Genomic DNA, 24,868 nt, shown 5'->3' with positions numbered 1-24,868 from the left:
CGCACGACAGCGCCTGTCCTCGGCGGCCGGGGAGGCTAGGGGTTGAACTGAAGCCCGCCGTCCGTTTCGGCAGGCTCACCCAAGACACTGCCGGGGCGGTAGGTGCGGCATCTGGGGCAGGCGTCGTTCCACGTATAGAGTTCCCAGACGTTGAGGTCAGGGTCCAGCGAACATTTCCATTGTTGCCATTCGCCGCTCAGCGCTCCCTCATGTCCGAACCGGTTGCATTGCTCGCAGGTCTCGGCAAGTCGTTTCGGAGGCCAGTAGGGACGCTCGAGGACAGCGCACACGCCGTCGTTCGGCGTAGGAGCTCGACCGGCATCGGCGGCGGCCGGTACGACCGAGGCCAGTGCGACACCCGCGGCGGCAAGGGCGAGGGAAACCCGTTGTGCTGCGCGCTGCATGAAGGCTCCTTCCACATCGACGGCATGCGGCCCAATCATGGCACGAGCTTCACCCAGCGTGCTCACGATGTAACTAGATGCTCATGATCCAGCGCCCCCAGCTCGCCATGCGCCATGGCGGGCGGCCCGGCTAGACCGGCCGGACGGACGGGGCGACCCCCTCGAAGTCGGCGCCACGGGCTGTCTCGGCCCACCGCTCGACCTCCTCCAGGCCCCGCCGGTACACGCCCGAGATCCGCTCCACCGCCTCGCTCCCGAGCGGCAGTCGCAGCGGCACCTCGTCACCGTGTACGAGGGACACGATGGTCTCTGCAGCCCGCGCCGGGTCGCCTTCCTGGCGGCCGTCGACCCCGGCCATGTCCGCGCGTACGGCGGCCAGGATGTCCCGGTAGGTCGCGGACACCTCGGCGAACTCCAGCACGTCGGCGGCGTGGAAGTCGGTACGGAACCGGCTCGGCTCAACGAGCATCACCCGGATCCCGAACGGCGCGACCTCCCCGGCCAGGGACTCCGACCAGCCTTCGAGGGCGAACTTCGACGCGGAGTAGGCCGACACCCCGGGGAACGACATCCGCCCGCCCTGGCTGCTCATCTGCACGATTGTCCCGGCACCCTGCTCACGCATCCCCGGCAGCGCGGCGCGGACGAGCGCGGCGGGACCGAACAGGTGCAGATCCATCAACTCCCGTAGCTGCGCGTCGCCGATCTCCTCGACCGCTCCGACCACGGCCCGGCCCGCGTTGTTGACCAGCACGTCGAGCCGGCCGAAACGCTCCAGGGTGTCGCGCACGAGGACGGGGGCCGCGGCGACGTCACGGACGTCGAACTTCACGGCCATGAAGCTGTCAGGGTAGGCGGCCTCCAGGTCTGCCACGCTCTCGGGCCTGCGCACCGCGGCCACCACGCGGTCGCCCGCCGCCAGCGCCGACTCCGCAAGTGCGCGCCCGAAACCGCGGGACGCGCCGGTGATGATCCAGGTCTGTGTCGTCATGCCGGGGACGCTATGCCTTTGAGCGCGCTCGAACGCAACCCGTCACCCGCCGCGGATCCGCTGGAGAGTCTTTCCGCCGGCGTCGGTGACGATCAGCGATTCCGTCGTGACGCCGACAGGAAGCCGCACGGCCCACACCCCGAGCCCCGCTCCGGCGTCTCGCGCGATGCTTGCGGGAACCTCGCGCCCATCCGTGGTGACGGCCGTGATTCCGTGGACCTCGGTTCTGGCGATGCCGAAGAAGATCCTGCCGAGGGTGTTCTGGCGCTGCTGTTCTTCGATCAGCTCGCGCAGTTGCCGCGCGGTGGCATCGGGGTGGAGGGCCCGCACCTGCTGCTCGTTCAGAGGGCCCGTGGTACGGCCCTGCGTGCGCGCGAACTCCTTGGCGCCGAGGGGAGGGAAGCCGGCACAGGTGGCGCCGCCCCCGTCCCGCGCCGAACACAACACGGGACCTTCCGATGAGGCGGCCGACCACCGGCCCAGCCACATCCAGATGGGTATCTCGGGCATGGAGGCGATCTTCCCGAGGGGAGGATACTTCTTCTTCAGCTTCTCGAACCCGGCGTCGGTCGGCTCCGCCGCGGCCTCGGCGGACGGCCCGCTGGGCGTGGTGCTGGTGACCGGGGTACCGGTGGGCACGGCAACGGCCACGCCATCGCGCTGCCCCGACTGGGGAAGAACGAGCCAGGTCACCATGACGGCCGTGCATGCCGCCAGCGCGGAAGCCGCCGCTCCTGCCCGGCGGCGTCGGCGTATCGCTCCTCCGGAGACGATGGCCCGGCGGACGTCCACCGAAGTGGGTGGCTGTTCCTGGTGTGCCAGCCTGTCGAACAGGTGCTCGGCGTCCATCAGCACTCCTCCTTGTGCGCCAGATGAGCATCCTGCGCGCCGAGTATCGAGCGCAGGGTGGCCAAACCGCGGGCGGTCTGGCTCTTGACCGTCCCGGTGGAGCAGCCCAGCGCGCGGGCGGTCTGCTCGACGCTCAGGTCGCAGTGAAAACGCAGCACGAGGGTCACGCGCTGGCGCGGCGGTACCGCGGTCAGTGCCCGGTGCAGGTCCATGGCCGTGTCGCGGTCGTTGCCCTCGAACGAGGACTGGGGCAGCGTGGGCGTCGGCCGTACCCGGGAGAACCAGCCCCCGCGCTGCTCGGCGAGAAAGACCCGGACCAGGATCACCCGGACGTACGCGTCGAGGTCATCGGCCACGCGCGCCTGGCGCCACTTGACGTACAACCTGGTGATCGCCGTCTGCACCAGGTCGTCGGCACGGTGCCAGTCCTGGCACAGCGGGTAGGCGATCCGCCGCAACCACGTCAGCCGCCCACTCACATAGGCGGTGTACTCCTCATCGAGGCTCATCGGACTCCAAGAAAGCTAGCTTCACACGAGGAAGATGCGTCGAGGCGGTTCGGAGGTTGCGTGGCGCCGAAGGAGAATTGTCGGCTCCATCAGTCGGGCGTTCGTGGCCACGGACATGAACGTCTACCGGGAGCGGCGAACGCGTGGACCGGCTTTGGGGCGAGCTCGGCGCGCACGCCCTGCGCGGCCGCACCGTCGCCACCCGCCGGGTGCACTGATGGCCTGCCACCGCGTACGCCCGGTGGCGCCGGATGATCTCAGCCCCTACGGTGTCGAATCGTGAATGCCACGACCGTCACCTTCGTCAGGGCGCGCGACATCTACGCGTGCGCCGCCGGTCTGCTGCGCTTCGCCGCCCCGGACGAGGTGGACCCGCTCCTCGGCGATCCGCTCGCCCAAGGAGCCTCCGTCAGCTACGGCCTGCTGAACCGGCCCGTCACCGAGGCTTTGCTGCGCCGTCCTGGCGACAAGCGCCTCCCGCCCACGGCCGCGCTGCTCGATCACGCGACGTCCCTGCTCGGCCAGTTACTCGATCTGGACGACCCCCAGGTCAACGGCCAGTTGTTCCTTTTGGCGGGGATGCCGCGCAATCTGCTCAGGCAGCTCGCGCACCAGACGTCCCGCCGCGACGGCGTCACCCCGGTGCCCCTTCCCTCGAACGTACGAGATCAGGCGGTCACGCAGCGGCACCAGTGCCTGCTGCTCCACGCGGCCGACCCCGGCACGGCGGCCGAGGCCCTCCGGAGTCTCGGCAGGGGGGCGGATTCGCACGGCGCGGTCCGGGCGTGCCGGACGCTGCTGGACGCGGGGCGTACCGCTGAGCTGGCCGAGCTGGTGGGGCTCGGCAAGCTACCCGAGGTCAGTTGGGGTCCCGACGGGTCGGAGCCGAGCGTGAGCGCGTACGTGCGTGCGGCCCTGGCCAGTGAGGAGGGCGCGGCGCGGCTGCGTGAGCTGAGCGAGCGCGTACGACGTCCCGAATGGCTGCGTTCGGTCGCCGAGCTGGCCGACGCCGCCGCCTGCGCGCCGTTCGACGGCGAAACGCTGGTCCGCTCGCTCGTCCACCGGCGGCACCCGTCGATCCCCCGGGTGGACTGGCCCGCCCTGCTGGGCGGCGAGCCGGAGCGGCGACGGCGCGAAGGGCCGCTGCCCTACCGGGCGGCCAGGCTGATGGCCCAGCGCACCGACCTCCCTGACGAGCTGCTGCTCCTGGCCATCGCCGACCATCCGGAGCTCGCGCCGCTCGTTCCCAGCCCGTCGCCCGCGCTGCTCGCCCTGGTCCGCGACCGCCTTCCGATCGTCGGCGCGGGCGCGCTGGTGAAGGTCGCGGGGAACGGCCAGCTCGCCGGCACGCTCACCGCCGAGGAACTCGTCGCCGCGCTGCCGCCCGAGGCGCTCGACCTGTACGCGGAGTCGCTGTGGCTGCCGGGCCTGCGCGGCACGGCGGCGGTACGCACGATGCTCGGCAGGGACGGCGACGTGCCGCTGCGCCCGTTCGTCATCGACGAGACCGGCTTCGGCCCGCGCCGCCGCCTACGGACTCCGGGCGAACGCCCCCATTGGGACGCCGAAGCGCTCTACGGCCAGGTGGCGGCGTCCGCGCTGCGGCGGCGCGGCGAACTCACCGCCGACGAGGTCCTGTCCATGGTCACGCCCGACGCCGTGCTCGCGCCCCAGCCCGGTGCCCTGCCCGATCCCCGGGTTCTGCGCCGGCTGGCCGAGCTGGTCCACCGGCATCTCGGCGGGCGTCCCGAGGCATGGATGGTGGCGCTGCGGCTGCTCCAGGAGGGCTTCGTCGGGACCCTGCCCGAGCTGCTCGCCACGGCGGGCGCGGTCTCCGTCTGAACGACCCTCACCAGGGGGCGACGCGGTAGTCCTTCAGCAGGCATCCGTACGGCGGATCGCCGGCCTCACCACGGACGATCGGGTCGTACACGCGGGCGGCGGCGTCGACCGCGTCCAGCGGCGGCCGGAATCCGGCGGCGGCCCTGCGCCGCCGATCCGGGTCCGGGTGCTGGTCGGAGAACCAGCCCGGGTCCACGCTGGTGAGATAGACCCCGGTGGCCGCCAACTCGACGGCGCTGGTGAGAGTCAGCATGTTGAGCGCGGCCTTGGCCATGTTGGTATGCGGGTGCTCGGACCCCTTGTACTCCCGGCCGAACTGGCCCTCCGCGGCCGAGACGTTCACCACGTACCTGCGCGGGCACGGCGAGCGCACGAGCAGCGGGCGCAGCCTGCCGAGCAGCAGGAACGGCGCGGTCACGTTGATGAGCTGCACCTCCAGCAGCTCCACCGGGTCGATCTCGTGCACCAGCCGGGTCCAGGAGTTGTCCGGCGAGGGGTCGGGGAGCAGGCCCGCGACATCCACGGCGCCCACCGGCAGGGACGCCTGCCCCATGGTCAGCTCGGCCGTGTGCTCGCCCGCGAGCAGCTCCTCGTAGGAGGAGGCGGGCGGGCGCACGGTCTGCGCGGCCAGGTTCACCAAGATGTCCAGGGGCTCGCCCGCGGCCACCTGCTCGTCGCACCACCGCACCACCGAGGGGATGTCACGCAGGTCCATACCGGTGACGGTGAGCCGGTCGGACCACTCGCCGAAGTCGGGCACGGCGGCGAAGCGGCGGCGCGCGTCCTGCGGGAACCGGGTGAGCGCGGTCACCGCGGCCCCGTCCCGCACCATCTTCACCACCAGCTCGAACCCGGCCTTCACCCGGCCGCCGGTGACGATGGCACGCCTGCCGGTGAGGTCGGTACGGGCGGTGCGCCGCCGCCTGTTCTCCTCGGCACAGACCGGACAGAGCCGGTCGTAGTGCTCATCGACCTCCCGGAAGTGGGCCTTGCAGACGTAACACCTGGTCAGCCCGTGGATGCGGCGCGACAAAGCGGCCGGCGGGGCAGGCGGCCATGCGGCGGCCCCTTCAACGGGAGCACCTGTCGTGGTGATCGGAGCTGTCCCGGTGGCCAGCGCGACCGCGTCCTCCTCCGCGCGCCGCCGCCGCTTCCTGGCCCGCTCGTTCTGACGCGTCCTCTTGGTGAAGGCGCTGACCGCGTGCTGGACACGTACGAGATCGGGATCGCCATCGGGCGCCTCGGCCAGCTCAGAGAGCACCCTCAGGCACGTCCGCAGATCATCCTCGTGCACAAACCAGATGATATTGCTAGGTGGAGTAACCGTCAGTCGAGCGGCACGAGAGCGGTGATCTCGGCCAGTTCCTCGGCGGTCGGCTCCCAATCGCCGGCGGCCGCATTGGCCCGGATCTGCTCAGGGCCGGTCGCACCGGCGATCACCGAACCGCAGCCGGGCAGCGCGGCCAGGGCGCCGATGGCCACCTCCAGGACCGACCGGCCGTGCTTGTCGGCCCACGACGCCAGCGCCTCCACCCGGTCCAGCTTCTCCGGCGTGACGAGGTGGGGCAGCCTCGCCAGCCGGGACCCGGGCCGCGGCTCCTGCCCACGTCGTACCTTTCCCGTCAACAGGCCGTGGGCCAGCGGGAAGTAGGGCAGGACACCGACCCCGTGGTGCACGGCCGCCGGCACCACCTCGCGCTCGGCGCCGCGCTCCAGCAACGACCAGTGGGTCTGCACGGACACGAACGACGCCGAGCCATCCGCGCGGGCCAACTGCGCGGCCTCCGCGATCTGCCAGCCGGCGACGTTCGAGCTGCCGATGTGGCGCACCTTGCCCTCCCGGACCAGCTCGGTCAGGGCGGCCAGGGTCTCCTCGATCGGGGTGACGCCGTCCGGGACGTGGTACTGGTACAGGTCGATGTAGTCGGTACGCAGGCGGCGCAGCGACCCCTCCACCGCCCGCCGGATGGACGACCGCCCGCCAGGCGCTCCGCGTGCCTCGCCCCGCCCGTCGTCGGAGCGGTGGCCGGGGCCGCCGAACTTGGTGGCCAGCACCACCTTTTCCCGGCGACCGGCCAGCGCCGCACCGAGGAGTTCCTCGGAGGCGCCGGCGGGTTCGCCGTACGACTCGGCGGTGTCGAAGAGCGTGACGCCCTCCTCGATCGCCGCGTCCACCATCGCCCTGGTCCGGGTCGCGTCGAGACCCGCACCGATGCTGTTGCACCCCAACCCGACCACCGACGTTCGCAGGCCAGAGTCACCCAAAGTCCGGTAGCGCACGATCTGGAACCTCTCTCGGCTGGTCTGCCAGAACAACGCCCCAAGTGACCGGCAGGCGGTCCACTCCGTACACCGCCATGCGGTCGCGGGTCGGCACCTCGGCCGGGGGCACCGCCAGGCGCAGGTCGGGGAAGCGCTCGAAGAGCGCGGTCAGCGCCATGCGAAGCTCGACCCGCGCGAGATGCTGCCCGAGACACTGATGGACGCCGTGCCCGAACGCCAGGTGCCCGGCCGCGGAGCGTGTCACGTCCAGGGTGTCGGGGTCGGGAAAGCGTTCTGGATCCCGGTTGGCCACCGGCAGCGACAGCACCACGGTCTCGCCGGCCGCGATGACCTGGCCGTCGATCTCGACGTCGACCAGTGCGGTGCGACGTACGTCGAACTGGAGGATCGACAGGTACCGCAGCAGCTCCTCGACCGCCCGCTCCGGATCCGCCGCCAGGAGGGCCCGCTGGGCCGGGTCGGTCAGCAGGACGAACGCCCCGAGCGCGAGCATGCTCGACGTGGGCAGGTGGCCCGTGGCCAGGAGCACCATCCCGAGGTTGACGAGTTCTTCGTCGCTGAGGCCGCCGGTCGCCGCGGCGTGCGCCAGCAGCCCGTCGTCCGATGAGTCGCCGGCGGGCAGGCGGGCGAGGAGGCCGCGTACCGTCCCTGTGATCGACCTCACGGCGTCGATCACCTGCTCCGGGCGCGAATCCAGGTCGTTCAGCACCGCGGTGGCCGCCTGGATCCGTTGCCGGTCCTCCGCCGGCACGCCCAGCAGCTCGCAGATCACGAGCGCCGGAATCGGCATCGCGAACGAGGCGACGAGGTCGACGGGATCCCCGCCGACCGCCGTGCCGCCCGCCGTGCCGTCCGCCATGCCGTCCGCCATGCCGTCCAGTGCCTCCGCGATGTACCGCCGGATCGTGGGCGTCAGCTCGACGACGCGCCGCGGCCCGAAGTGGCGGCTCAGCAGGCGGCGGTAGCGCGTGTGCTCTGGCGCGTCCATGTGCGGGAAGATGCCCGGCTCCGCGGGTGTCGGCCGCTCGGTCGCGCGCTCGCCCCCGACCGGCTGGTGCAGCAGCTCGCGCCGGGTGCTGAACCGCGGATCCGCCAGGATGGCCCGGATCACGGAGTATCCGGTGGCCACCCAGCCGAGGTGCCCGTCGGGGTAGGCCAGCCTGCTGAGCGGCGCTCGGCGCCTCAGCCCGACGGGCGGGTCGAAGGGGGTGGGTCGGTCGGTTTCCAAGGGCTGGGCTGTCTGGCCGTCGCTCATGAAGCGACCTCCCGCCTGCGCCGTTGATCACAAACGAAAGGGATTATGCATGACAAATCCGGAAAATGCCACCACTAGTAATTCTCGCACCGCAGACCTAGCATCGGCGCTACCTGAACAGACACATCTGCCAACACACGGGACACATGACCGCTCCCGGCCGATGTTGCCGGTCTGTGGTCGGCAATCCAACGATTTCTCCAGCAGGCTCATGGCCCCAGCAGAGGTATGTATGGCACAGGTCGCGGTTGTCGGTGGTGGACCGATTGGACTCATGCTCGCGTGCGAGGTGGCGCTGCACGGTGTACCGGTGGTGGTGCTCGAGCGATTGCCGGAAATCGAAACGCACCCGAAGGCCGAGGGCATTACCGGGCGGGCCATTGACATCCTGGACCGTCGCGGGTTGATGGCCGGGGTCGACGGGCCCCCCTCGCAGCCGACAGCCGAACAACGGACGCGCATCGCCATGGGCGAGCGGCGGCCGGACAGTCTGCAGCCCAAGGCCTTTCCCGGCGCACGGCATTTCGCCACCATGTTCGTGCTCCGCCCGGAATCTCCGGACCTTCTGGTCCCCCAACAACTACTGGAAAGGGACCTGGCTCGACGCGCCGCGGACCTCGGCGTCGAGGTACGGCGCGGCCACACGCTCACCGGGTTCACCCAGAACGGCGACGGGGTACGTCTCGACGTCGACGGCCCGGACGGGCAGTACCGGTTGCAGGCCGACTGGCTCGCCGGATGCGACGGCGGCCGGAGCACGGTAAGGAAGCTGGCCGGCATCGCCTTCCCGGGAACGGACGGCATCACGACCGGATACCGCGCCTTCGCGGAGATCGACGACCCCGACTTCCACCTGCCCGGCTGGTTCCGCAAGGACAACGGGCTCCTGGTGTACGAGGAGGGACCGCCCCGGTTCATCACCCTCGAGTTCATCGGCCCACCGGCGAGCCGGGACGCGCCGATCACGCTCACGGAATTCCAGGAGGCGCTGCGCCGGCTCAGCGGCACCGACGTGACGGTCACCAAGGTCCACAAGATCAACCGATTCACCGACAACGAGCGCCAGGCCGAGACCTACCGGCAGGGGCGGGTCCTGCTCGTCGGCGACGCGGCCCATGTCCAGTCGCAGTGGAGCGGCCCTGGCCTGCGCCTCGGCCTGGGCGACGCCCTCAACCTCGGCTGGAAGCTGGCCGCGGTCGCGCGCGGTCAGTGTCACGAGGACCTGCTCGACACCTATACCTCGGAACGACATCCGGTAGGTGCACAGACACTGGAGGTGCAGCGTGCCTCCATCGCGTTGATGCGCCCAGGCCCGCACGTCGACGCACTGCGCCGGCTGTTCACCCACCTGCTGCTCGACGTCGACACGAACCGGCGGCTGACCGCCGTGGTCGACGACCTGCACATCAGATATGACATGGACGACCCGTCGCTGACCGGCCCCCTGGTCGGGCTCTACTGCCCCGACCTGCGACTGAAAGCCGCGAACGGCGACGCGAAGGGCGCACTGAACGGCGGCGCGGACGGCACGGTGCGGCTCGCCGAACTGCAGCGTACCGGGCGGCCGCTGCTGCTCGACCTCGGCGCCGATCCCCGGCTGCGCGCGCTCGCCGAGCCTTGGTCCGACCGGGTCGACGTGGTCACCGCCGAATGCGCCGAGGCTCCGGCGGACGCCCTGCTGATTCGTCCGGACGGCTTCGTCGCCTGGAGCACACCCGCAGACGAGGCGTCGCTGCCCCGTGCTCTCACACGGTGGTTCGGTCACCCCGCCCGGGTCACCTGACCGCCCCGGGCAGACCAACCGGACAGACCACCCGGACGGACCACCCCGGGCAGACCACCTCGGGCAGACCCCATTACACGAACAGGACACAGCCCTTCCCGGAGGCCGGAATGACCGATTCCCAGCCGACGACTCTGACCACCCTGCCCGCCTCGGCCACGATCGAAGAGGCGATCGAAGCGGTCGAAGCAGCCGGAGCAGTGATCATTGAGGACTTCATCGACTCCGACACGCTCAACGGCCTGTGGGAGGACCTGGGCCCGGCCCTGCAACTCCAGGCGGACGGCGACGGGCGACTGGTCGGTGAGAAGACCCGAATCCTGCCGGGCCTGGTCCGCCGCAGCGCGCGGTCGGCCACGATCATGAGAGAGCCGCACTTTCTCGGCACCGCGCGGCACTTCCTGCAGCGGCCGGTACGAGCTTGGCTCGGTGAGCAGCGCATCGAGTTCGTCCCGACGATCCAGCTCGGCATCTCGCGGGCGATCCAGATCCAGCCCGGCGTGCCGGTCCAGGGCCTGCACCGGGACGACACGGCCCACCTGCGTACCCATCCGGGCCCGGAGAGCCGGGTCCAGGTCATGGTGGCCGCGAGCGAGTTCACCGCACGCAACGGCGCCACCCGGGTGATTCCGGGAAGCCACCGATGGGACGACGAGCGCGGGCCACGCGAGGACGAGGCGGTGCCCGCCGCGATGCGAGCCGGCTCCGCGCTGCTGTGGCTCGGCAGCACGTACCACGGGGCCGGCGCCAACGCCTCGGGTGAGCCCCGTACCGGCCTGTCGTACGCCTACGACCTCGGCAACCTCCGCCAGGAGGAGAACCAGTACCTGTCCATCCCCCTGGACGTGGTCCGCGGCTACCCCGAGGACATCCAGCGGCTGCTCGGCTACGAGGCCTGTCCACCGATGTGCGGCCTGTACGAGCTGAGCGACCCGATGCTGCTGCTCCGCGACGGACCGGGTGACCCCGTCGCGGCGTCGCACACCCCGTGAAGTCCCCGGCACCGCGGCGTGTCCATGCCGAAGGAAAGGGTTAGATGCGCACTCCCGGCACGTACTTGCGCAGTATCGGCGTCCATCTGCCACCTGTGGTCACTATCGAGACGGCCGTCGCCGAGGGCCGGTACCCGGCCGCGGAGGTGGAGCGCTTTCGCCTGGTGGGCGCGGCGGTGGCCGGCGACGTACCGGCACCGGAGCTGGGCCTGCGCGCCGCGCGGCAGGCGTTCGAGCGCTCCGGCGGCCTGTCGCCGCACGGCCTCGACCTCATGCTGTACTGCGACGTCTGGCACCAGGGCCCGGACGGCTGGGCGGCGCAGTATTACCTGCAGCACCATCTGGTCGGCGGGGAGGTCCCGGCGATCGAGCTGCGGCAGGGATGCTGCGGCCTGTTCAACGCGCTCCAGCTCACTGCCGGATACCTGCGGCCGGGCGGCACCGCGCTGCTGGTCGGCGCCGACAACCACGGCACCCCGCTGGTCGACCGGTGGCGGATGATCGAGGGCACCGTGATGGGCGACGCCGGGTGCGCGCTGCTCGTCACCACGGACACCGGATTCGCCGAGCTGCGGTCGGTCAACGTGACCGTGCTGACGGAGGCCGAGGCCGTCAATGACGGCGGCGTGCCGATGTTCCCTCCAGACGTGACTGTGGGCCGGCCGCTGGACTTCGCCGCGCGCAACCGGGAGTTCCGCAAGCGCCTGCTGAACGGTGACGGCGCCCACGTGATGCTGGCGATCGAGACGACGATGATGGAGCTGGTCGACCGCACGCTCAAAGAGGCGGAGATCACGCTCGACGACGTGGCGCGGGTGGCCTTCCCCCATGTGCGCCGGGACGACGTGGAGCACCGCGGTGTCAACTGGTTCGGGCTGACCCTGGCCGACACCACCTGGGAGTACGGCGCCCAGATCGGACACCTCGGGGTCAGCGACCAGTTCGTCGCCCTTGACCACCTGCTGGCCACCGGAGCGCTGGCCCCTGGCGACCACCTGCTGCTCGTCGGGTTCGGCGCCGGCACCACGCTGGCCTCCGCCGTACTGCGGATCCTGGACATCCCGCCGGAGTACGCCTCGGTAAGACCGGACTGACCTTGTTCGAGCGAGCCAGGAGGCGACATGGAGACGGCGGACATGTACTTCAGCGGCGTCGGTTCGTACCTGCCCGACACGGTGGACGTGCACCAGGCGGTGGCGGCGGGCTGGTACCCGGCAGAGGAGGTCGAGTTGCACGGGCTCGCCTCCGTCGCGGTGGCCGGTGACGTCCCGGCACCGGAGATGGCGTTGCGGGCGGCACGCAGCGCGGTGGCCCGCAGCGGCCGCTCCCCCACGGAGCTGGACCTCCTCCTGTACACCTCCACCTGGCACCAGGGTCCGGAGGGCTGGCCGCCACAGGCGTACGTGCAGCGCCATCTGGTCGGCGACGGCGTCCTGTCGACCCAGCTCAAGCAGGGCTGCAACGGCATGTTCGCCGCCATGGAACTGGCCGCGAGCTACCTGCGGGCCGCACCCGGGCGGCAGGCGGCGCTGCTGGTCACCGCCGACAACTACGGCACTCCGCTGGCCGACCGCTGGCGGATGCTGCCGGGGGCCGTCGCCGGTGACGCGGCCAGCGCCGTCGTGCTCGACACCGAGCCGGGATTCGCCCGGCTGGCTTCGGTGTGCTCGGTGTCGGTGTCGCAGGCCGAGGAGATGCACCGGTGTGCCGAGCCGCTGTTCCCGCCCGGCGTGACCGAGGGCCGCGTGGTGGACTTCGCCGCGCACAACGACACGTTCCGGCGGCGCGCGGTCGCCGGCGGCGAAGGGACCGGCGTGCTCGTGACGCTGGACGAACGGATGGTCGAGGTGATCGACCGCGCCCTGTTGGAGGCCGGCATAAAGGCAGCGGACGTAACCCGGATGACATGCATGAACACCTCCCAAGAGATCGCCGATCAGATCTGTGAGCACCGGCTGGGCATCCCGGCGTCCCGCTCGACCTGGGAGTTCGGCCGGACCATCGGCCACTGCGGAGCCAGTGACCAGGTGCTCGCCCTGGAACACCTGGTCCGCGGTGGCGATCTGAGGCCCGGCGACCATCTGCTGATGTTCGCCTACGGCCCCGGCGTGACCATCTCGGCCGCCGTCGTGGAAATTCTCGAGTCACCCGCGTGGTCGCGGCGAAGGGGAGGGGACGCGTGATGGACCGACCGTCCGAAGCGATCGCGGTGATCGGGATCGGCTGCCGGCTGCCCGGCGACGCCGACTCTGCTGACGAGTACTGGAACCTGCTGTACCAGGGGCGGGACACGAGCGGACCGGCACCTGCCGAGCGCTGGCGGGCCTATGCCGACCGTGGGCCGTCCTACGCGGCGGCGGTCCGCCGCACGGTGGCGCACGGCCACTTCCTGAGCGAGGTGGCGGACTTCGACGCGGAGTTCTTCGGGCTCTCGCCGCGCGAGGCGGAGCTGATGGATCCGCAGCAGCGCCTGGTGATGGAGACCGCGTGGGAGGCCCTGGAGCACGCCGGGATACCGGCCGCCGCGCTGGCCGGCACGGACGCGGGCGTGTACGTGGGCGTCTGCACAGGTGACTACGGGCACCGGCTGCTCGAGGATCTGCCCGACATAGAGGCGTGGACCGGCATCGGCGCCGCCACCTGCGCGGTGGCCAACCGGGTGTCGCACGCGCTGGACCTGCGTGGCCCGAGCCTGGCGGTGGACACGGCGTGCTCGGCGTCCCTGGTCGCCGTCCACCTGGCCGTGCAGGCCCTGCGGGCAGGGGAGACCGACGTGGCGCTGGCAGGCGGGGTCAACCTCATCCTGTCCCCCGGCGAGACGCTGACCCTCGACGCCGCGGGCACCCTCGCGCCGGACGGGCGGAGCAAGTCGTTCGACGCCGCCGCCGACGGCTACGGGCGCGGCGAGGGCGCGGCGGTCGTGGTGCTCAAGCGGCTCAGCGACGCCGTACGGGACGGGGACCCGGTGCTCGCGACCATCCTCGGCAGCGCCGTCAACCAGGATGGCCGCACCGTCGGCATCATGGCGCCGTGCGGCCAGGCGCAGGAGCACGTCATGCGCCGGGCGCTGCGGCAGGCCGGCGTCGATCCGGGCACGGTCGGCTATGTCGAGGCGCACGGCACCGGCACCGCGATCGGCGACCCGCTCGAGGCCGCCGCGCTGGGCGCCGTGTACGGGGCCGCCAGGCAGGCGGGGCAGCCGGTGCTGATCGGCTCGGCCAAGTCCAACATCGGCCACCTCGAGGGCGCCGCCGGCGTCGCCGGCCTGGTCAAGGCCGTCCTGGCGGTGAACCGCGGCGAGATCCCGCCGAGCCGGCTCGACACCCCCACCTCGGCCGTCGACTGGATCGGCGCCGGGCTGCGGGTGGTCGACGAGCCGACGCCTTGGCCCGGCTCCGCGCAGCCGCGCCGTGCCGCGGTCTCCGCCTTCGGCTACGGCGGGACCGTCGCCCACATCATCCTCGAACAGGGGCCTGCCCTACCGTCGCCCGCCGAGGCACCCGCCGGGCGGCTGTTCCCGCTGTCCGCCGCGTCGCGGCCCGCGTTGCGGCAGGCCGCGGGCAACCTCGCCGACGTCGTCGGCCGGGTGCCGCCGTCGGGCCTCGGGCACACGCTCGCACTGCGCCGCGCTCACCTGTCGCACCGGGCGGTGATAGCCGCGCAGGACGAGGCCGCGTTGACCGCCGGACTGCGTAACCTGGCGGCCGGCACCCCGAACGACGCGGTGACCACGGGACGACCACTCAGCGATCCCGGTCCCGGGCCGGTGTTCGTGTTCTCGGGACACGGCTCGCAGTGGGCCTGCATGGGCAGGGAACTGCTGGCCACCGAGCCGGCGTTCGCCGCCGTGATCGACGAGCTGGAGCCGGTGTTCGCCGACGAGATCGGGTTCTCCCCGCGGAAGACGCTCAGCGTGGGAGAGCTGACCGAGGTCGACCACATCCAGACCATGATCTTCGCGATGCAGCTCGGCCTGGTCGAGCTGTGGCGGGAGTACGGGGTGCGCCCGCACGCCGTGATCGGCCATTCGGTCGGCGAGATCGCCGCCGCGGTGACGGCCGGAGCGCTGAGCCGCCTGGACGGCGCCCGGCTGATCTGCCGGCGATCCCGCCTGCTGCGCCGGGTCGCGGGCCGGGGCGCGATGGCCATGGTGCAGCTTCCGTTCGCCGAGGCGGCGCGGCGACTGGCGGATCACCCCGGTGTGGTCGCCGCGATCGCGTCGTCACCTGGCTCCTCGGTCGTCTCGGGCGACCCCGACGCCGTGGCCGAGGTGCTGACGGGCTGGCTCGACGAGGGGATTCCGGCCCGCCGGGTCGCCTCGGACGTGGCGTTCCACGGACCGCAGATGGATCCGCTCATGACGGACCTGACCGCGGCCGCGGCCGACCTGACACCCGGCGTCCCCGGCATCGCCGTCTACTCGACGGCCCTGGAGGATCCGCGAAAGACGCCCGGCTTCGACGGCGCGTACTGGGCGGCCAACCTGCGCCGGCCGGTGCGCCTGGCCGACGCGGTCACCGCGGCGGCGGCCGACGGATACCGCGCGTTCATCGAGATCTCCGCACACCCGGTCGTCACGCACTCGGTGCTGGAGACGCTGGGCGAAGGCGGGCACGAGGACGTCTTCGTGGGCGCGTCGCTGCGCAGGAACCTGCCCGCCCAGGCGGCCATGCTCAATGCCGTGGCCGCGGCGCACTGCGTCGGCCTCGACGTGGACTGGCACCGGCTGCAACCCGCCGGCGGGCCGGTCGTGCTCCCGGCGTATCCCTGGCAGCGGCGCAGGCATTGGCGCGCGCCGTCGCCCCCCGACACCAGCGGCCGCGGCCACGAGCCGGACACGCACACGCTGCTCGGCGAGCATGTGGATCTGGTCGGGACGGACGTCCGGTTGTGGCGGACCGTCCTGGATGACCAGACCCGGCCGTATCCGGGCAGCCATGCGATCGAGGGCGTGGAGATCGTACCGGCCGCGGTTCTCGCGGTGACGTTCTTCGCCGCCGCCGGTCGTCAGGCGCTCGGCGAAGTGACGATGTCGGCTCCGCTGCTGACCGCCGATCGCCGCGAGGTCCAGATCGTCCGGCAGGGCGCCGAGCTGCGGCTGGCCGCCCGTGTCGCCGGTGAACCTGACGGCGCCTGGCAGACGATCGCCACGGCCGCGATCCCCGCCGCGCCAGGACAGCCGCCGGCGCCCCGGTCGCAGCCGCTCGCCTCGGCGGAACCCGGCTTGGTCACCGAGCGGCTGGCCGCTGTCGGCGTACCGGAGACCGGGTTCGACTGGAGCGTCGAGGAGCTGCGGCGCGGGTACGGCGCGCTGCGCGCCCGCGTACGGTGCGGATCGGCCGCCACGTGGGCCCCCGTTCTGGACGCGGCGATGTCGGTGGCGCCTAGCGCGTTCCCCGGCGACCCGCTGCTCCGCATGGTGACGAACGTCGATCGGCTGGTCACGGTCGGGGAGCCGACGGACACGGTGCACATCGAGGTGTTCCTCGACCACGAGCACACGGACACGGTGCAGGTGCGGATCACCGACGACACCGGCGCCGTCGTCGGCTGGCTGTCGGGGCTGCGGTATCCGGTGATCGACACGCCGTCCCCCGGAGAGAACGGCTCCAGAAGCGATCGGGTCGCAGAATCGTTCGCCGACCTGGAGCCAGAGCAACTGCGCACCTTCCTGATCGAGGAGGTCGGCGCCCAGATCGCCAAGGAGATGCGGCTCGCCCCCGCCGACCTGTCGCCCAACCGGCCGCTGATCGAGCAGGGACTCGACTCGGTGCTCACCGTGGTCGTCAGGCGGCGGCTGGAGCAGCGGTTCCGGTGCTCGCTACCGGCGACGCTGCTGTGGGCGAAGCCCACCATAGCCGCCGTTTCCGATTACATCGCCGGGGTGGTGTCCGGCTCGAACGGGGAGGCGCGATGAGCACGTCCGAGCAGGAAACACCCGCGACGCCGACCTTTCCGATGGCGCGGACCTGCCCGTTCGCACCACCGGACGAGTATCGGCGGATGCGTGCCACCGCGCCGGTCGTCCGGGCGACCCTGCCCAACGGCGCACCGGTCTGGGCGGTCACCCGCCACGCCGAGGCGCGGCAGATCCTCAGCGACCCGAGGATCAGCTCGAACACCGGACGCCCGGAACGCCCGCGCGGACCCGACGACGACCGCCCCGACGACGGCTTCTTCGTCGACCTGGATCCACCGGAACACAGCCGGTTCCGGCGGTTGCTGATCTCGGAGCTGGGCGCCCGCCCGATGGACGCCATGCGGCCGGCCCTCCAGCGAATCGCCGACACAGCGGTCGACGAGCTGCTGGAGGCCGGGGCGCCCGCCGACCTCGTCAGTTCGTACGCGCGCCGGGTCCCTTCGCGAGTGCTCTGCGAGTTGTTCGGCGTCCCGGCCGGCGACCACGAGTTCTTCGAGTCACGGCTGCGGATGTTGTCGGTGACGAGCATGGACCCGAGTGTGGCTGCTCAGGCGTCCAGCGACGTTCGCGGCTATTTGCGGGAACTCATCCGCAGCGCGGAGCGTGATCCGCACACCGGAATGATCCGGCGGCTGGCCGCCAGACACCTGCCCACCGGCGAGCTGACCACGGACGAGCTGGTCAACATCGGCTTTCTCCTGCTGCTCGCGGGCTACGACTCACCCGCGAACACGATCTCCCTGGGCGTGGTCACGCTGCTGCGGCATCCGGAGCAGCTCGCCGCGTTGCGCGCCGACCCGAGCCTGCTGCCGGGTGCGGTCGAGGAGCTGCTGCGCTTCCACTCGGTGCAGGACTGGGTCAGCTTCGACCGGATCGCGACCGCCGACCTGGACCTCGGCTCTGCCCGGATCCGCGCCGGTGATCGCCTGACGGTGCTGGCCGCGTCCGCCAACCGTGACGCGCGGGCGTTCGAGAACCCCGACGAGTTCGACCTCCGCCGCTCCGCCCACCACCACCTCGCCTTCGGCCACGGGATACACCAGTGCATCGGCCGCAACCTCGCCCGCGCCGAGCTGCAGATCGCCTACGGCACGCTGCTGACCCGGCTGCCGACGCTGCGGCTGGCGATCAGGGTCGAGGAGCTGCCCTTCGCCGACGACGCCCCGTTCTTCGGACTGCACGCGATGCCTGTCACCTGGTAGCGCCCCCTACGCGCCGGCGACATAGGCGTCCTCGGCCGCATAGGGGAACCAGACGTCGGGACCGTGACGAGCTATCAGATCAGGGAAGACGTCCTGCCAGCCCCCGCCGCCCGCCTCGGCCTCGGACACGGCGTGGACGGCCCATTCGACGACCTGGCGCAGCGCGTCGTCGTAGGAGACGGCAGGGCGGTATCCCAGCTCGGCACGGGCTCTGTCCATACTGAACACGATCGGCTCCGGCACATTCCACGGGTTGAACCCCAGGCCGTCCGGACGCGACGGGCCCGCGAAAGTGACGATCTCCGCCTCGTGGCCCATGACGGCGAAGATCCGGGCGCCGATCTCGGCGACGGTCAGCGGGTCATCGGCGATGTTGAGAACCCGCGCGGCAGGGTGCTGCGCACAAAGCAATATCAGCTCGGCGACATTCGCGACCGCCGACGTGGGGAACCGGCTCCGCCCGTCCTGGGCGAGCACGACGTACGGCCGCCCGTCCAGCGCCCGCTTGATGAACGACCAGTGATCCAGCGACTTGCCGTACGGGCCGTGCAGCACGCCCGTCCGCAGGATGCTGACCGGCAGGCCGGGCGTCGCGAGCAGGCGGCGCTCCAGCGCCGCCTTCCCCGCCGGATAGTCGTGGGTGTCGCGCTCGACCGTCGGCCACGTCTCCGGGATCGGCACCGGCAGGCCGGGCGCCTGGTAGACCGCTCCCGACGAGATGACCACCAGCGAGCCGACGCGGCCGGCCAACTGGGCGAGCTGCGCGCCGTGGTATGGCGTGAACGCGACCGTGTCCACGACCAGATCGTGGCCATCGAGGGCCTCGAGCAGCGCCTCGGTGTCGGCCCGGTCGACCTGGACCGAGGCTGCCCCCTCCGGCTCCGCGGCGTCCGGACGGGGCCGGCGATGGCCAAGGGTCACCGCGTACCCGGCCGCCATGAGCCGGGCGGCCGTGGCCCGGCCGATCTGCCCCGTGCCCCCGATGATAAAGGCGCTTCGGCCGTGAACCGTCATCAACCGATCTTAACTCCCGACCGGCAGATGATCACCTGGATGGCGGAGCGTCAGCCCATCGCCGTCAGGTTGTCACGCAACCGGCGCAGGTCCCGCATGCGGGCCTCGTACGTCGCCCCGGCCACCACGAGCAGCAGCCCGCCCACGGCGATCGGCACCCAGCGCGGCACCGTGAGGAGCATCTCCGACACGTACGGAGCCAGCTCCCGCACCGCGACCCCGGCGACCACGAACGCTCCGATCACCGTAGGCGCCTGCAGCCGGACCCGGACCCCGGCGAACAGCACCGCCAACGCCAGCACGCCGAGCGCCAGAGACCGTTGCCATTCCGCGTCCGAGTAGACCGCGACCAAGCTCGGCAGCATCGTGAAAGACAGGCCCGCGCCGTAGGCCGCCCAGGACGAAACCGCCGCGCCGCGCCGCCGCCACCAGCCGACTCCCAGCAGGACCAGCGAGCACGGCACCGTGTACGCCTCGACGACGGTGACCTCGTCGGCCCCCAGCCGCAGCCACGAGGCCAGCAACAGCAGCACGACGCCGGTGTACCTGAGGCCCTTCCCGGCCGTACCCGCCCGCAGCGACATGAGCAGCACCAGCACCCCGGCCACGGCGAACCCCACGCTCATCGCGACCAGGACGCGCAGCCCCAGCGAAAAACCGACCGCCACCGCCTCCAGCCCGAAGAACAGCGCGGCGGAGCCCATCCCCCAGACCCGCAACTCCTTCAGCCCGGCCACCAGCGCCATGGCGGTGGCGGCCACCGCCAGGATCGGCAGCACGATCAGCGTCGCCTGCTCACTGCCGAACGCGTACGCCGCCGCCCGCACCGAGGCAGAACCGGCGACGATCGCACAGGCCACCGCCCACCAGGGCACCCGGCCACCCAGTGTGGCGGCCGCTGCCGTCGCGACGGCCAGCACCACCTGCACCGCCACCGCGGCCGGGTGGGGCGCCGCGAAAGCTTGGGGGGCGACCGCGACCATGAGTGCCCCGGACACCAACGCACCGGACGCCGCCGCCTTCACCGGCGACCCGCCGGTGCCGCGCACAGCCGCCACCAGAAGGGCGGCCGCCACCGTGCCCAGCACCACCACATCCGTCGGCGACGCCATCTCGGACGGCTGCCACTCCCCTCCCGTCCACGTGCCCGTCCAGAGCACGTCCAGCCAGGCGAGCGGCGCCACCAGAGTGGCCGCGAGCCGAGGCGCCGCCGTCAGCGTGGTCAACAGCGCCACCAGTCCGCCGATGGCCATGCCCGCCAGCCGTACCCTCCGCCAGGGCAGCCAACCGGCGGCGAGCGCCACCGCGAGCGCGGGGACGACGTAGGCCAGGGGACGCCAGCCCGTGCCCAGGCCGTCCAGCGCCGGCTGCGCCGGCGCGGCCACCACGGCGATCAGCGTGAGAGCGGTTCCGCCGGCGACCCCGGCGGCCCAGATCTCCCCCTCGGCCTTGCCCGGCCTGGCCAGCAGCCACGTCACGAACCCGCCGAGCAGGGCCAGCGCGACCAGCGGCGCCGACCTGACCAGGGCCTCGCCGACCGACGGAGACCCCAGCGCGTACGGCACGCCGCCCAGCAGGGCGAGGCTCGCGACCCCGCTGCCGACCAGGGCGGCCGTCGCCCTCACCGCTCCCCGGCCGTAGCGGACCAGCGCGACGTCCAGCGTCGCCGTCGCCACCAGCATGGCCACCAGCCAGGTCCCCGGTAAGTCGCCGGCCAGCAGCGGCAGGATCGGCTGCGCCAGCACCACGGCGACCGGAGCGGGTCCGCGAAGCCGGGTGAGCCGGGCATAGGCCGCCAGGATGAGCGCGGTGAGCCCGAGCACCCCCGCCGTGTAGTGCAGCGTGTCGAGGGCGTCGACCCCGAGGAATCCCACCTGCCTGGCCGCGTAGCCGTCGAGCAGCAGCAGCGCGACCGCGAACCCGGCCACGGTCTCGGCCGTCGCGGTGAGCCTACGCCGGATCAGCACGACCGGCGCCAGCATGACCAGCGTGGTGAACGCGGCCAGCACGGCCGCGCGCCCGCCGATGCCCAGCCGCCCCCAGCTCACCACGGTGAACACCACCGCCGCCACCGTCAGCAGCAGGCCACCGAGGATGAGCAGGACATTCTTCGCGGCACCCGAAGACACCTCCCGCCCCGCGCCACCGTGCCCCGCACCTCCAGGCCCCGCAACTCCGGGCGCACCCACATCAGGAGCCGCCGCAACCGCGGCACCCGCGCCTGCGACCCCCTGACCCGCCGCACCGGCGCGCAGGACGCCGAGCAGTTCCGTACGGCGAGCCTGCAGCTCCGCCTGTCGATCCCTCAGCCGGGCGAGAGTCTGGTCCACCTGCCACAGCTCGCGCGCGGCGGCCTCCCGCAGAGGCAGCGCGCACCTCGGGCACCTGGACTCCGGCTCCTGGGGCCCGGTAAATAGCGCACCGCAGTCCGGACATCTCATACCTTCACGCACCGGCACTCCGCTTCAGTCTGTCGAGGAGACCCGTATATCACCGCGGCATCCTTGCGAACCACTGTCGCCGGGAACCACAAGCGACGGCCTGGCCGGGTAAGGGCGTGGCCACCGTGGCGCGAGCGCCTACTCCCGGCTGATCGACCGAGCCGACGTTCCGGGGACGGTGGCGAGGATGTCGCGACAGTCGATCAGGCCGAGTTGGCGGGAGTCCTGCGAACGTGGGTTGTCCCCGACCACCGCCACAAACCCGTCCGGTACGTGCGACACGTCCGGCAGTACCGGCACGAGCCAGTCCGGCAGCGGGTCACCGGCGATCGCGGCGACCCGCTTGATCCGGTGCGGCAGTTGCTCGTCCGCCACCCGGAACACGATCACCTCGTGGCGCCGGGGCGCCCGGCGCCGCCGCCGCGCGAGCAGGCGCTGGCCGTCCCGGAGGGTGGGCGACATGCTGTTGCCCCGCACGGTCACCCTGATCCACCCGATCATCGCACCCTCGCATCCTGGTAGCCGCCGGCCTGGAGGCGGAACAGCCGGGCGTACTCGCCGCCCGCGTCCATCAGCTCGTCGTGACTGCCCTGCTCGGCGATCCGGCCGTCGACGAGCGTGACGATCAGGTCCGCGCCGCGCAGCGCGGACATCCGATGGGAGATCAGCAGCCGGGTACGGCCCTGCGCGTGCCGGAGCAGGGTGCTGTGCACACGGTGTTCGCCCTCGGCGTCCAGCCCCGAGGTCGGCTCGTCGAGCACCATCAGCTCGGCGTCGGTGCGCATCAGGCAGCGGGCCAGGGCCACCCGCTGCCACTGCCCGCCGGACAGCGTCACACCGGCCCGTTCGCCGTCGTCAGTGTGGGTCCTGGACAGCACGGTGTCGTACCCGTTGGGCAGTGCCGCCACCGTGTCATCGGCCCGTGCCGCCCGCGCCGCCGCGACGATCCGCGACCGGTCGTCGAGCTGCTGGACCTGCCCGATGCCGATGTTCTCTGCCGCGGTCAGGTCGTAGGTCATGAACTCCTGGAACACCACGCCGATCCGCGCGCGCAGTGCCGCGAGGTCCAGCTCGCGCAGGTCCACGCCACCCCAGGTGATCGTGCCGCGCTGCGGGTCGTAGAACCGGCACAGCAGTTTCACCAGCGTGCTCTTGCCCGCGCCGTTGACGCCGACGAGGCCCACGGCGGCGCCGGCGGGGATGGTCAGGTTCACCCCCTGCAGCACCCACGGGCCGTCCTCGCCGTACCGGAACCAGACGTCCCGCAGCTCGATGGCCGCCGACGGTGCCGGCGTGCCCGTGCCGGGCGGCAGGTCGTCGCCGGTGTCGAGGACGTCGAGGTAATGCCCGAACAGCCGCACCGCGCGGCTGGCCTCGCCGAGTTGGAGCACCACGGCGGTCAGCCCGTTCTGCACGCCGCCCACCGCGCCGAGGAACAGCACCAGGTCGCCGACCGACGAGCCGCCGGTGACCACGTTCGTGGCGACCACGACCGTGCCCACCCCGGTGACGGCGGCACCGAGCAGCGCGAGCCCGCTCTGCACCAGTGCGCCCCGGCGTGCCACCGACAGCCGCGCGTGCGAGACCGTCGCCAGCGAGTCGATCATCCTGGTGTGCAGCAGCGTGCCGAGGCCGAACAGCCGGATCTCCTTGGCGGCGCGCACATCCGTGAGCAGCGCCCGGTAGAACAGGCGGCGTCGGTCGGTGGCCACCCACGCCTCCTCGGTGGCCGCCTCGCGCCGCGCGGTCGCCAGCCTGGCGAGCACGGCCGTCAGCACCGATGCGAGCAGCAGCAGGCTCATCGGCGGCCACACCACCAGCAAGGCGCCCGCGAAGCTGGTGAGCAGCACCACCGAGCGGACCAGCTCCTGCGCGAACTGCGAGACCGTGCCGGGCGCTTCCTGCGCGGCCTGCTCGGCGAGCCGCAGCCGGTCGTGGAACGCGGGATCCTCGATGTGCCGCAGCCCCGGCAGGGCGGCGACCCGCTGGAACAACCGGCTCTCCACGGTCAGCGTGACCCGCTGCTGGACCACTTCGCCGAGGTAGCCGGCGAGGTAGAGCAGCGCGATGGCGAGCCCACCGGCGACCGCCGAGGCGATGGCGAGGAACACCGCCCGGCCCGTGCTCGGCGCACCCGAGGTGAGCTCGTTGACCAGCAACATCGTCAGCCACGCCCCGGTCGCGGGCGCGGCGCCCGCGAACACGGTGAGCGCCAGGGCGATGGTGGCGCTCACCGGCGCGGACCGGAACGGCAGCGCGAGCGCCGCCACCCCCGCGCGGGAGGCGGATCGGGTCATGCCACCTGTGCCGGGGCGCCGCTGGCGTTCGCGAAGTCGTCGAGCCGGGTGCCGGACGCGGTCACCACGCCGCTGTGCGTGTACAGCAGCGTCGGGTACGCGACGACCTCGAACGAGGTCAGCACGGGGTCGTCGACGCCGATGACCACGACCCGGCCGAGGCCGCCGACCTTGGCGATCAGCCGCTCGGTGGCGTCGGGGGCGTCCGGGTCACCGTTCACGATGGACACGAACCGGGCCTTCGGCGGGGCGCTGACGAGCGCATCGGACAGCATCCGGCACGGCCCGCAGCCGACCTGGAAGAACCCGACCTGGACCGGGCCGTCGAGGTCGGCCTCGGTGATCGTGGCGCCGTCGGTGTCGGTGACCGAGAACGGGCGGACGACCGTCCCGGGCTTCGGCACCTGCGTGTTGTGGACGTGGGCGCCGCCGCCGCCGTTCTTCTGCAGCTCCCGGAGCCTGGCGACCAGCCCGAACGTGAACAGCAGGTGCACCGCGACCACGACGGCCAGCAGGACGACGGCGGTGGTGAGCAGGGTCAACGGTTTCTCCCGGCGGGAACGAGGAGGAACGCGACGTCCTCCCAGCGGGTCGTGAGCAGGCCGAGGAACGCTCCGGTGACCAGGGCCACCAGCGTGGCCTGGGCGGAGGCGGGCACGTCACCGGCGAGCGCGCCGGCGACGGAGACGGCGACCAGCAGGCCGTTGCGGACGAGGTGCTGCGGGCCGAGCAGGCCGCCGCCCGCGCCGAAGCACTGGCAGCGTACGGACTGCCTGGCGAGGACCGCGCGGGCGATACCGGCGCAGAACACAATGAGGAGCAAGGCCGCGAGGGCGTAGCCGGCGAGCCGCGTGCCGGGGACGGCGAGCAGCACCACGGTGGCGGCCTCCCCCGCGACGACCGCACCGGCGGCGGGACCGGCGGGCAGCCACTGCGGCCCGACTGCCGCGACAGAGTCGCGGAACTCGGCGAACCCCTGCCGGGAACGCATCTTCCCCACGACCGCCGCGAAGAAGACGACGGCGAGCAGCACGCGAGCAAGCAGGTCGAGCACGGCAGCCTCCGGGCGGATGTGAAGGTCGGCGG

General features: G+C 72.1%; 20 protein-coding genes. 7 read left to right on the top strand and 13 right to left on the bottom strand.

Annotation, left to right across the window (positions count from 1 at the left end; translation table 11 throughout):
- Positions 1-35: 35 nt before the first annotated feature.
- The 4 genes from ABD844_RS04910 to ABD844_RS04895 all read right to left on the bottom strand — a co-directional run bounded on the left by ABD844_RS04910 (position 36) and on the right by ABD844_RS04895 (position 2,753).
- Positions 36-470, bottom strand: coding sequence for a hypothetical protein (locus tag ABD844_RS04910; RefSeq protein WP_344873379.1), 435 nt, complete (start codon positions 468-470; stop codon positions 36-38).
- A gap of 64 nt (positions 471-534) precedes the next feature.
- Positions 535-1,395, bottom strand: a complete 861-nt coding sequence (locus ABD844_RS04905; protein ID WP_344873378.1) for an SDR family NAD(P)-dependent oxidoreductase — start codon at positions 1,393-1,395, stop codon at positions 535-537.
- A 42-nt stretch (positions 1,396-1,437) separates the two neighbouring features.
- The gene (locus ABD844_RS04900) at positions 1,438-2,244 is read right to left on the bottom strand and encodes a hypothetical protein (protein WP_344873376.1); all 807 of its coding nucleotides are present in this window, start codon (positions 2,242-2,244) and stop codon (positions 1,438-1,440) included.
- Complete coding sequence (locus ABD844_RS04895) at positions 2,244-2,753, bottom strand: SigE family RNA polymerase sigma factor (RefSeq protein WP_344873374.1); 510 nt, start codon at positions 2,751-2,753, stop codon at positions 2,244-2,246. The genes ABD844_RS04900 and ABD844_RS04895 overlap by 1 nt, the downstream gene beginning before the upstream one ends.
- 279 nt (positions 2,754-3,032) lie before the next feature.
- Between ABD844_RS04895 and ABD844_RS04890 the strand changes: the two genes are divergently transcribed.
- Positions 3,033-4,595 carry a hypothetical protein gene (locus ABD844_RS04890; RefSeq protein ID WP_344873372.1) on the top strand — a complete coding sequence of 521 codons (1,563 nt, stop codon included), beginning with the start codon at positions 3,033-3,035 and terminating at the stop codon, positions 4,593-4,595.
- 7 nt (positions 4,596-4,602) lie between these two features.
- On the opposite strand, the gene ABD844_RS04885 is transcribed toward ABD844_RS04890, so the two are convergent.
- Genes ABD844_RS04885 through ABD844_RS04875 form a run of 3 tightly spaced genes read right to left on the bottom strand, consistent with a single transcriptional unit; the run spans position 4,603 to position 8,133 of the window.
- Positions 4,603-5,889: an SDR family oxidoreductase gene (locus ABD844_RS04885; protein ID WP_344873371.1), complete on the bottom strand. Its 1,287-nt coding sequence runs from the start codon at positions 5,887-5,889 to the stop codon at positions 4,603-4,605.
- A 32-nt stretch (positions 5,890-5,921) separates the two neighbouring features.
- Positions 5,922-6,824: an aldo/keto reductase gene (locus ABD844_RS04880; protein WP_344873369.1), complete on the bottom strand. Its 903-nt coding sequence runs from the start codon at positions 6,822-6,824 to the stop codon at positions 5,922-5,924.
- 28 nt (positions 6,825-6,852) lie between these two features.
- On the bottom strand, positions 6,853-8,133 hold the full coding sequence (locus ABD844_RS04875; RefSeq protein ID WP_344873367.1) for a cytochrome P450: 1,281 nt from the start codon (positions 8,131-8,133) through the stop codon (positions 6,853-6,855).
- A gap of 232 nt (positions 8,134-8,365) precedes the next feature.
- On the opposite strand from ABD844_RS04875, the gene ABD844_RS04870 reads away from it, so the two are divergent.
- The 6 genes from ABD844_RS04870 to ABD844_RS04845 all read left to right on the top strand — a co-directional run bounded on the left by ABD844_RS04870 (position 8,366) and on the right by ABD844_RS04845 (position 18,030).
- Positions 8,366-9,916 carry an FAD-dependent monooxygenase gene (locus ABD844_RS04870; RefSeq protein ID WP_344873365.1) on the top strand — a complete coding sequence of 517 codons (1,551 nt, stop codon included), beginning with the start codon at positions 8,366-8,368 and terminating at the stop codon, positions 9,914-9,916.
- 110 nt (positions 9,917-10,026) lie between these two features.
- A complete protein-coding gene (locus tag ABD844_RS04865; protein ID WP_344873363.1) occupies positions 10,027-10,908 on the top strand; it encodes a phytanoyl-CoA dioxygenase family protein in 882 nt (293 codons plus the stop codon).
- Between the two features lie 44 nt (positions 10,909-10,952).
- On the top strand, positions 10,953-12,002 hold the full coding sequence (locus ABD844_RS04860) for a ketoacyl-ACP synthase III family protein (RefSeq protein ID WP_344873362.1): 1,050 nt from the start codon (positions 10,953-10,955) through the stop codon (positions 12,000-12,002).
- A gap of 27 nt (positions 12,003-12,029) precedes the next feature.
- Positions 12,030-13,091, top strand: coding sequence for a ketoacyl-ACP synthase III family protein (locus ABD844_RS04855; RefSeq protein ID WP_344873361.1), 1,062 nt, complete (start codon positions 12,030-12,032; stop codon positions 13,089-13,091).
- Positions 13,091-16,825 carry a type I polyketide synthase gene (locus tag ABD844_RS04850; protein WP_344873360.1) on the top strand — a complete coding sequence of 1,245 codons (3,735 nt, stop codon included), beginning with the start codon at positions 13,091-13,093 and terminating at the stop codon, positions 16,823-16,825. Before ABD844_RS04855 ends, ABD844_RS04850 begins: the two co-directional genes overlap by 1 nt.
- On the top strand, positions 16,822-18,030 hold the full coding sequence (locus ABD844_RS04845; protein ID WP_344873358.1) for a cytochrome P450: 1,209 nt from the start codon (positions 16,822-16,824) through the stop codon (positions 18,028-18,030). The genes ABD844_RS04850 and ABD844_RS04845 overlap by 4 nt, the downstream gene beginning before the upstream one ends.
- Positions 18,031-18,036: 6 nt before the next feature.
- Here the strand turns inward: ABD844_RS04845 and ABD844_RS04840 are convergent, their stop codons facing one another.
- From ABD844_RS04840 to ABD844_RS04815, 6 genes are all read right to left on the bottom strand, one after another.
- Positions 18,037-19,044 (bottom strand): NAD-dependent epimerase/dehydratase family protein, encoded by a 1,008-nt coding sequence (locus ABD844_RS04840; RefSeq protein WP_344873357.1) that lies wholly within the window; start codon positions 19,042-19,044, stop codon positions 18,037-18,039.
- A 50-nt stretch (positions 19,045-19,094) separates the two neighbouring features.
- Positions 19,095-21,173 (bottom strand): SCO7613 C-terminal domain-containing membrane protein, encoded by a 2,079-nt coding sequence (locus ABD844_RS04835; protein ID WP_344873356.1) that lies wholly within the window; start codon positions 21,171-21,173, stop codon positions 19,095-19,097.
- A 450-nt stretch (positions 21,174-21,623) separates the two neighbouring features.
- Positions 21,624-21,986, bottom strand: a complete 363-nt coding sequence (locus tag ABD844_RS04830; protein ID WP_344873355.1) for a S26 family signal peptidase — start codon at positions 21,984-21,986, stop codon at positions 21,624-21,626.
- Positions 21,983-23,782 carry an ABC transporter ATP-binding protein gene (locus ABD844_RS04825; RefSeq protein ID WP_344873354.1) on the bottom strand — a complete coding sequence of 600 codons (1,800 nt, stop codon included), beginning with the start codon at positions 23,780-23,782 and terminating at the stop codon, positions 21,983-21,985. Before ABD844_RS04825 ends, ABD844_RS04830 begins: the two co-directional genes overlap by 4 nt.
- Entirely contained in the window at positions 23,779-24,324 is a 546-nt protein-coding gene (locus tag ABD844_RS04820) for a TlpA family protein disulfide reductase (protein ID WP_344873352.1), read from the bottom strand. Before ABD844_RS04820 ends, ABD844_RS04825 begins: the two co-directional genes overlap by 4 nt.
- Positions 24,321-24,836, bottom strand: coding sequence for a MauE/DoxX family redox-associated membrane protein (locus ABD844_RS04815; protein ID WP_344873351.1), 516 nt, complete (start codon positions 24,834-24,836; stop codon positions 24,321-24,323). Before ABD844_RS04815 ends, ABD844_RS04820 begins: the two co-directional genes overlap by 4 nt.
- Positions 24,837-24,868 lie beyond the last annotated feature (32 nt).

The sequence above is a fragment of the Nonomuraea antimicrobica genome, from assembly GCF_039536965.1.
In the GTDB taxonomy this organism is placed as follows: domain Bacteria; phylum Actinomycetota; class Actinomycetes; order Streptosporangiales; family Streptosporangiaceae; genus Nonomuraea; species Nonomuraea antimicrobica.
Note: the sequence above shows the minus strand (reverse complement) of the source record. Positions and strands in the feature narration are given on the sequence as shown.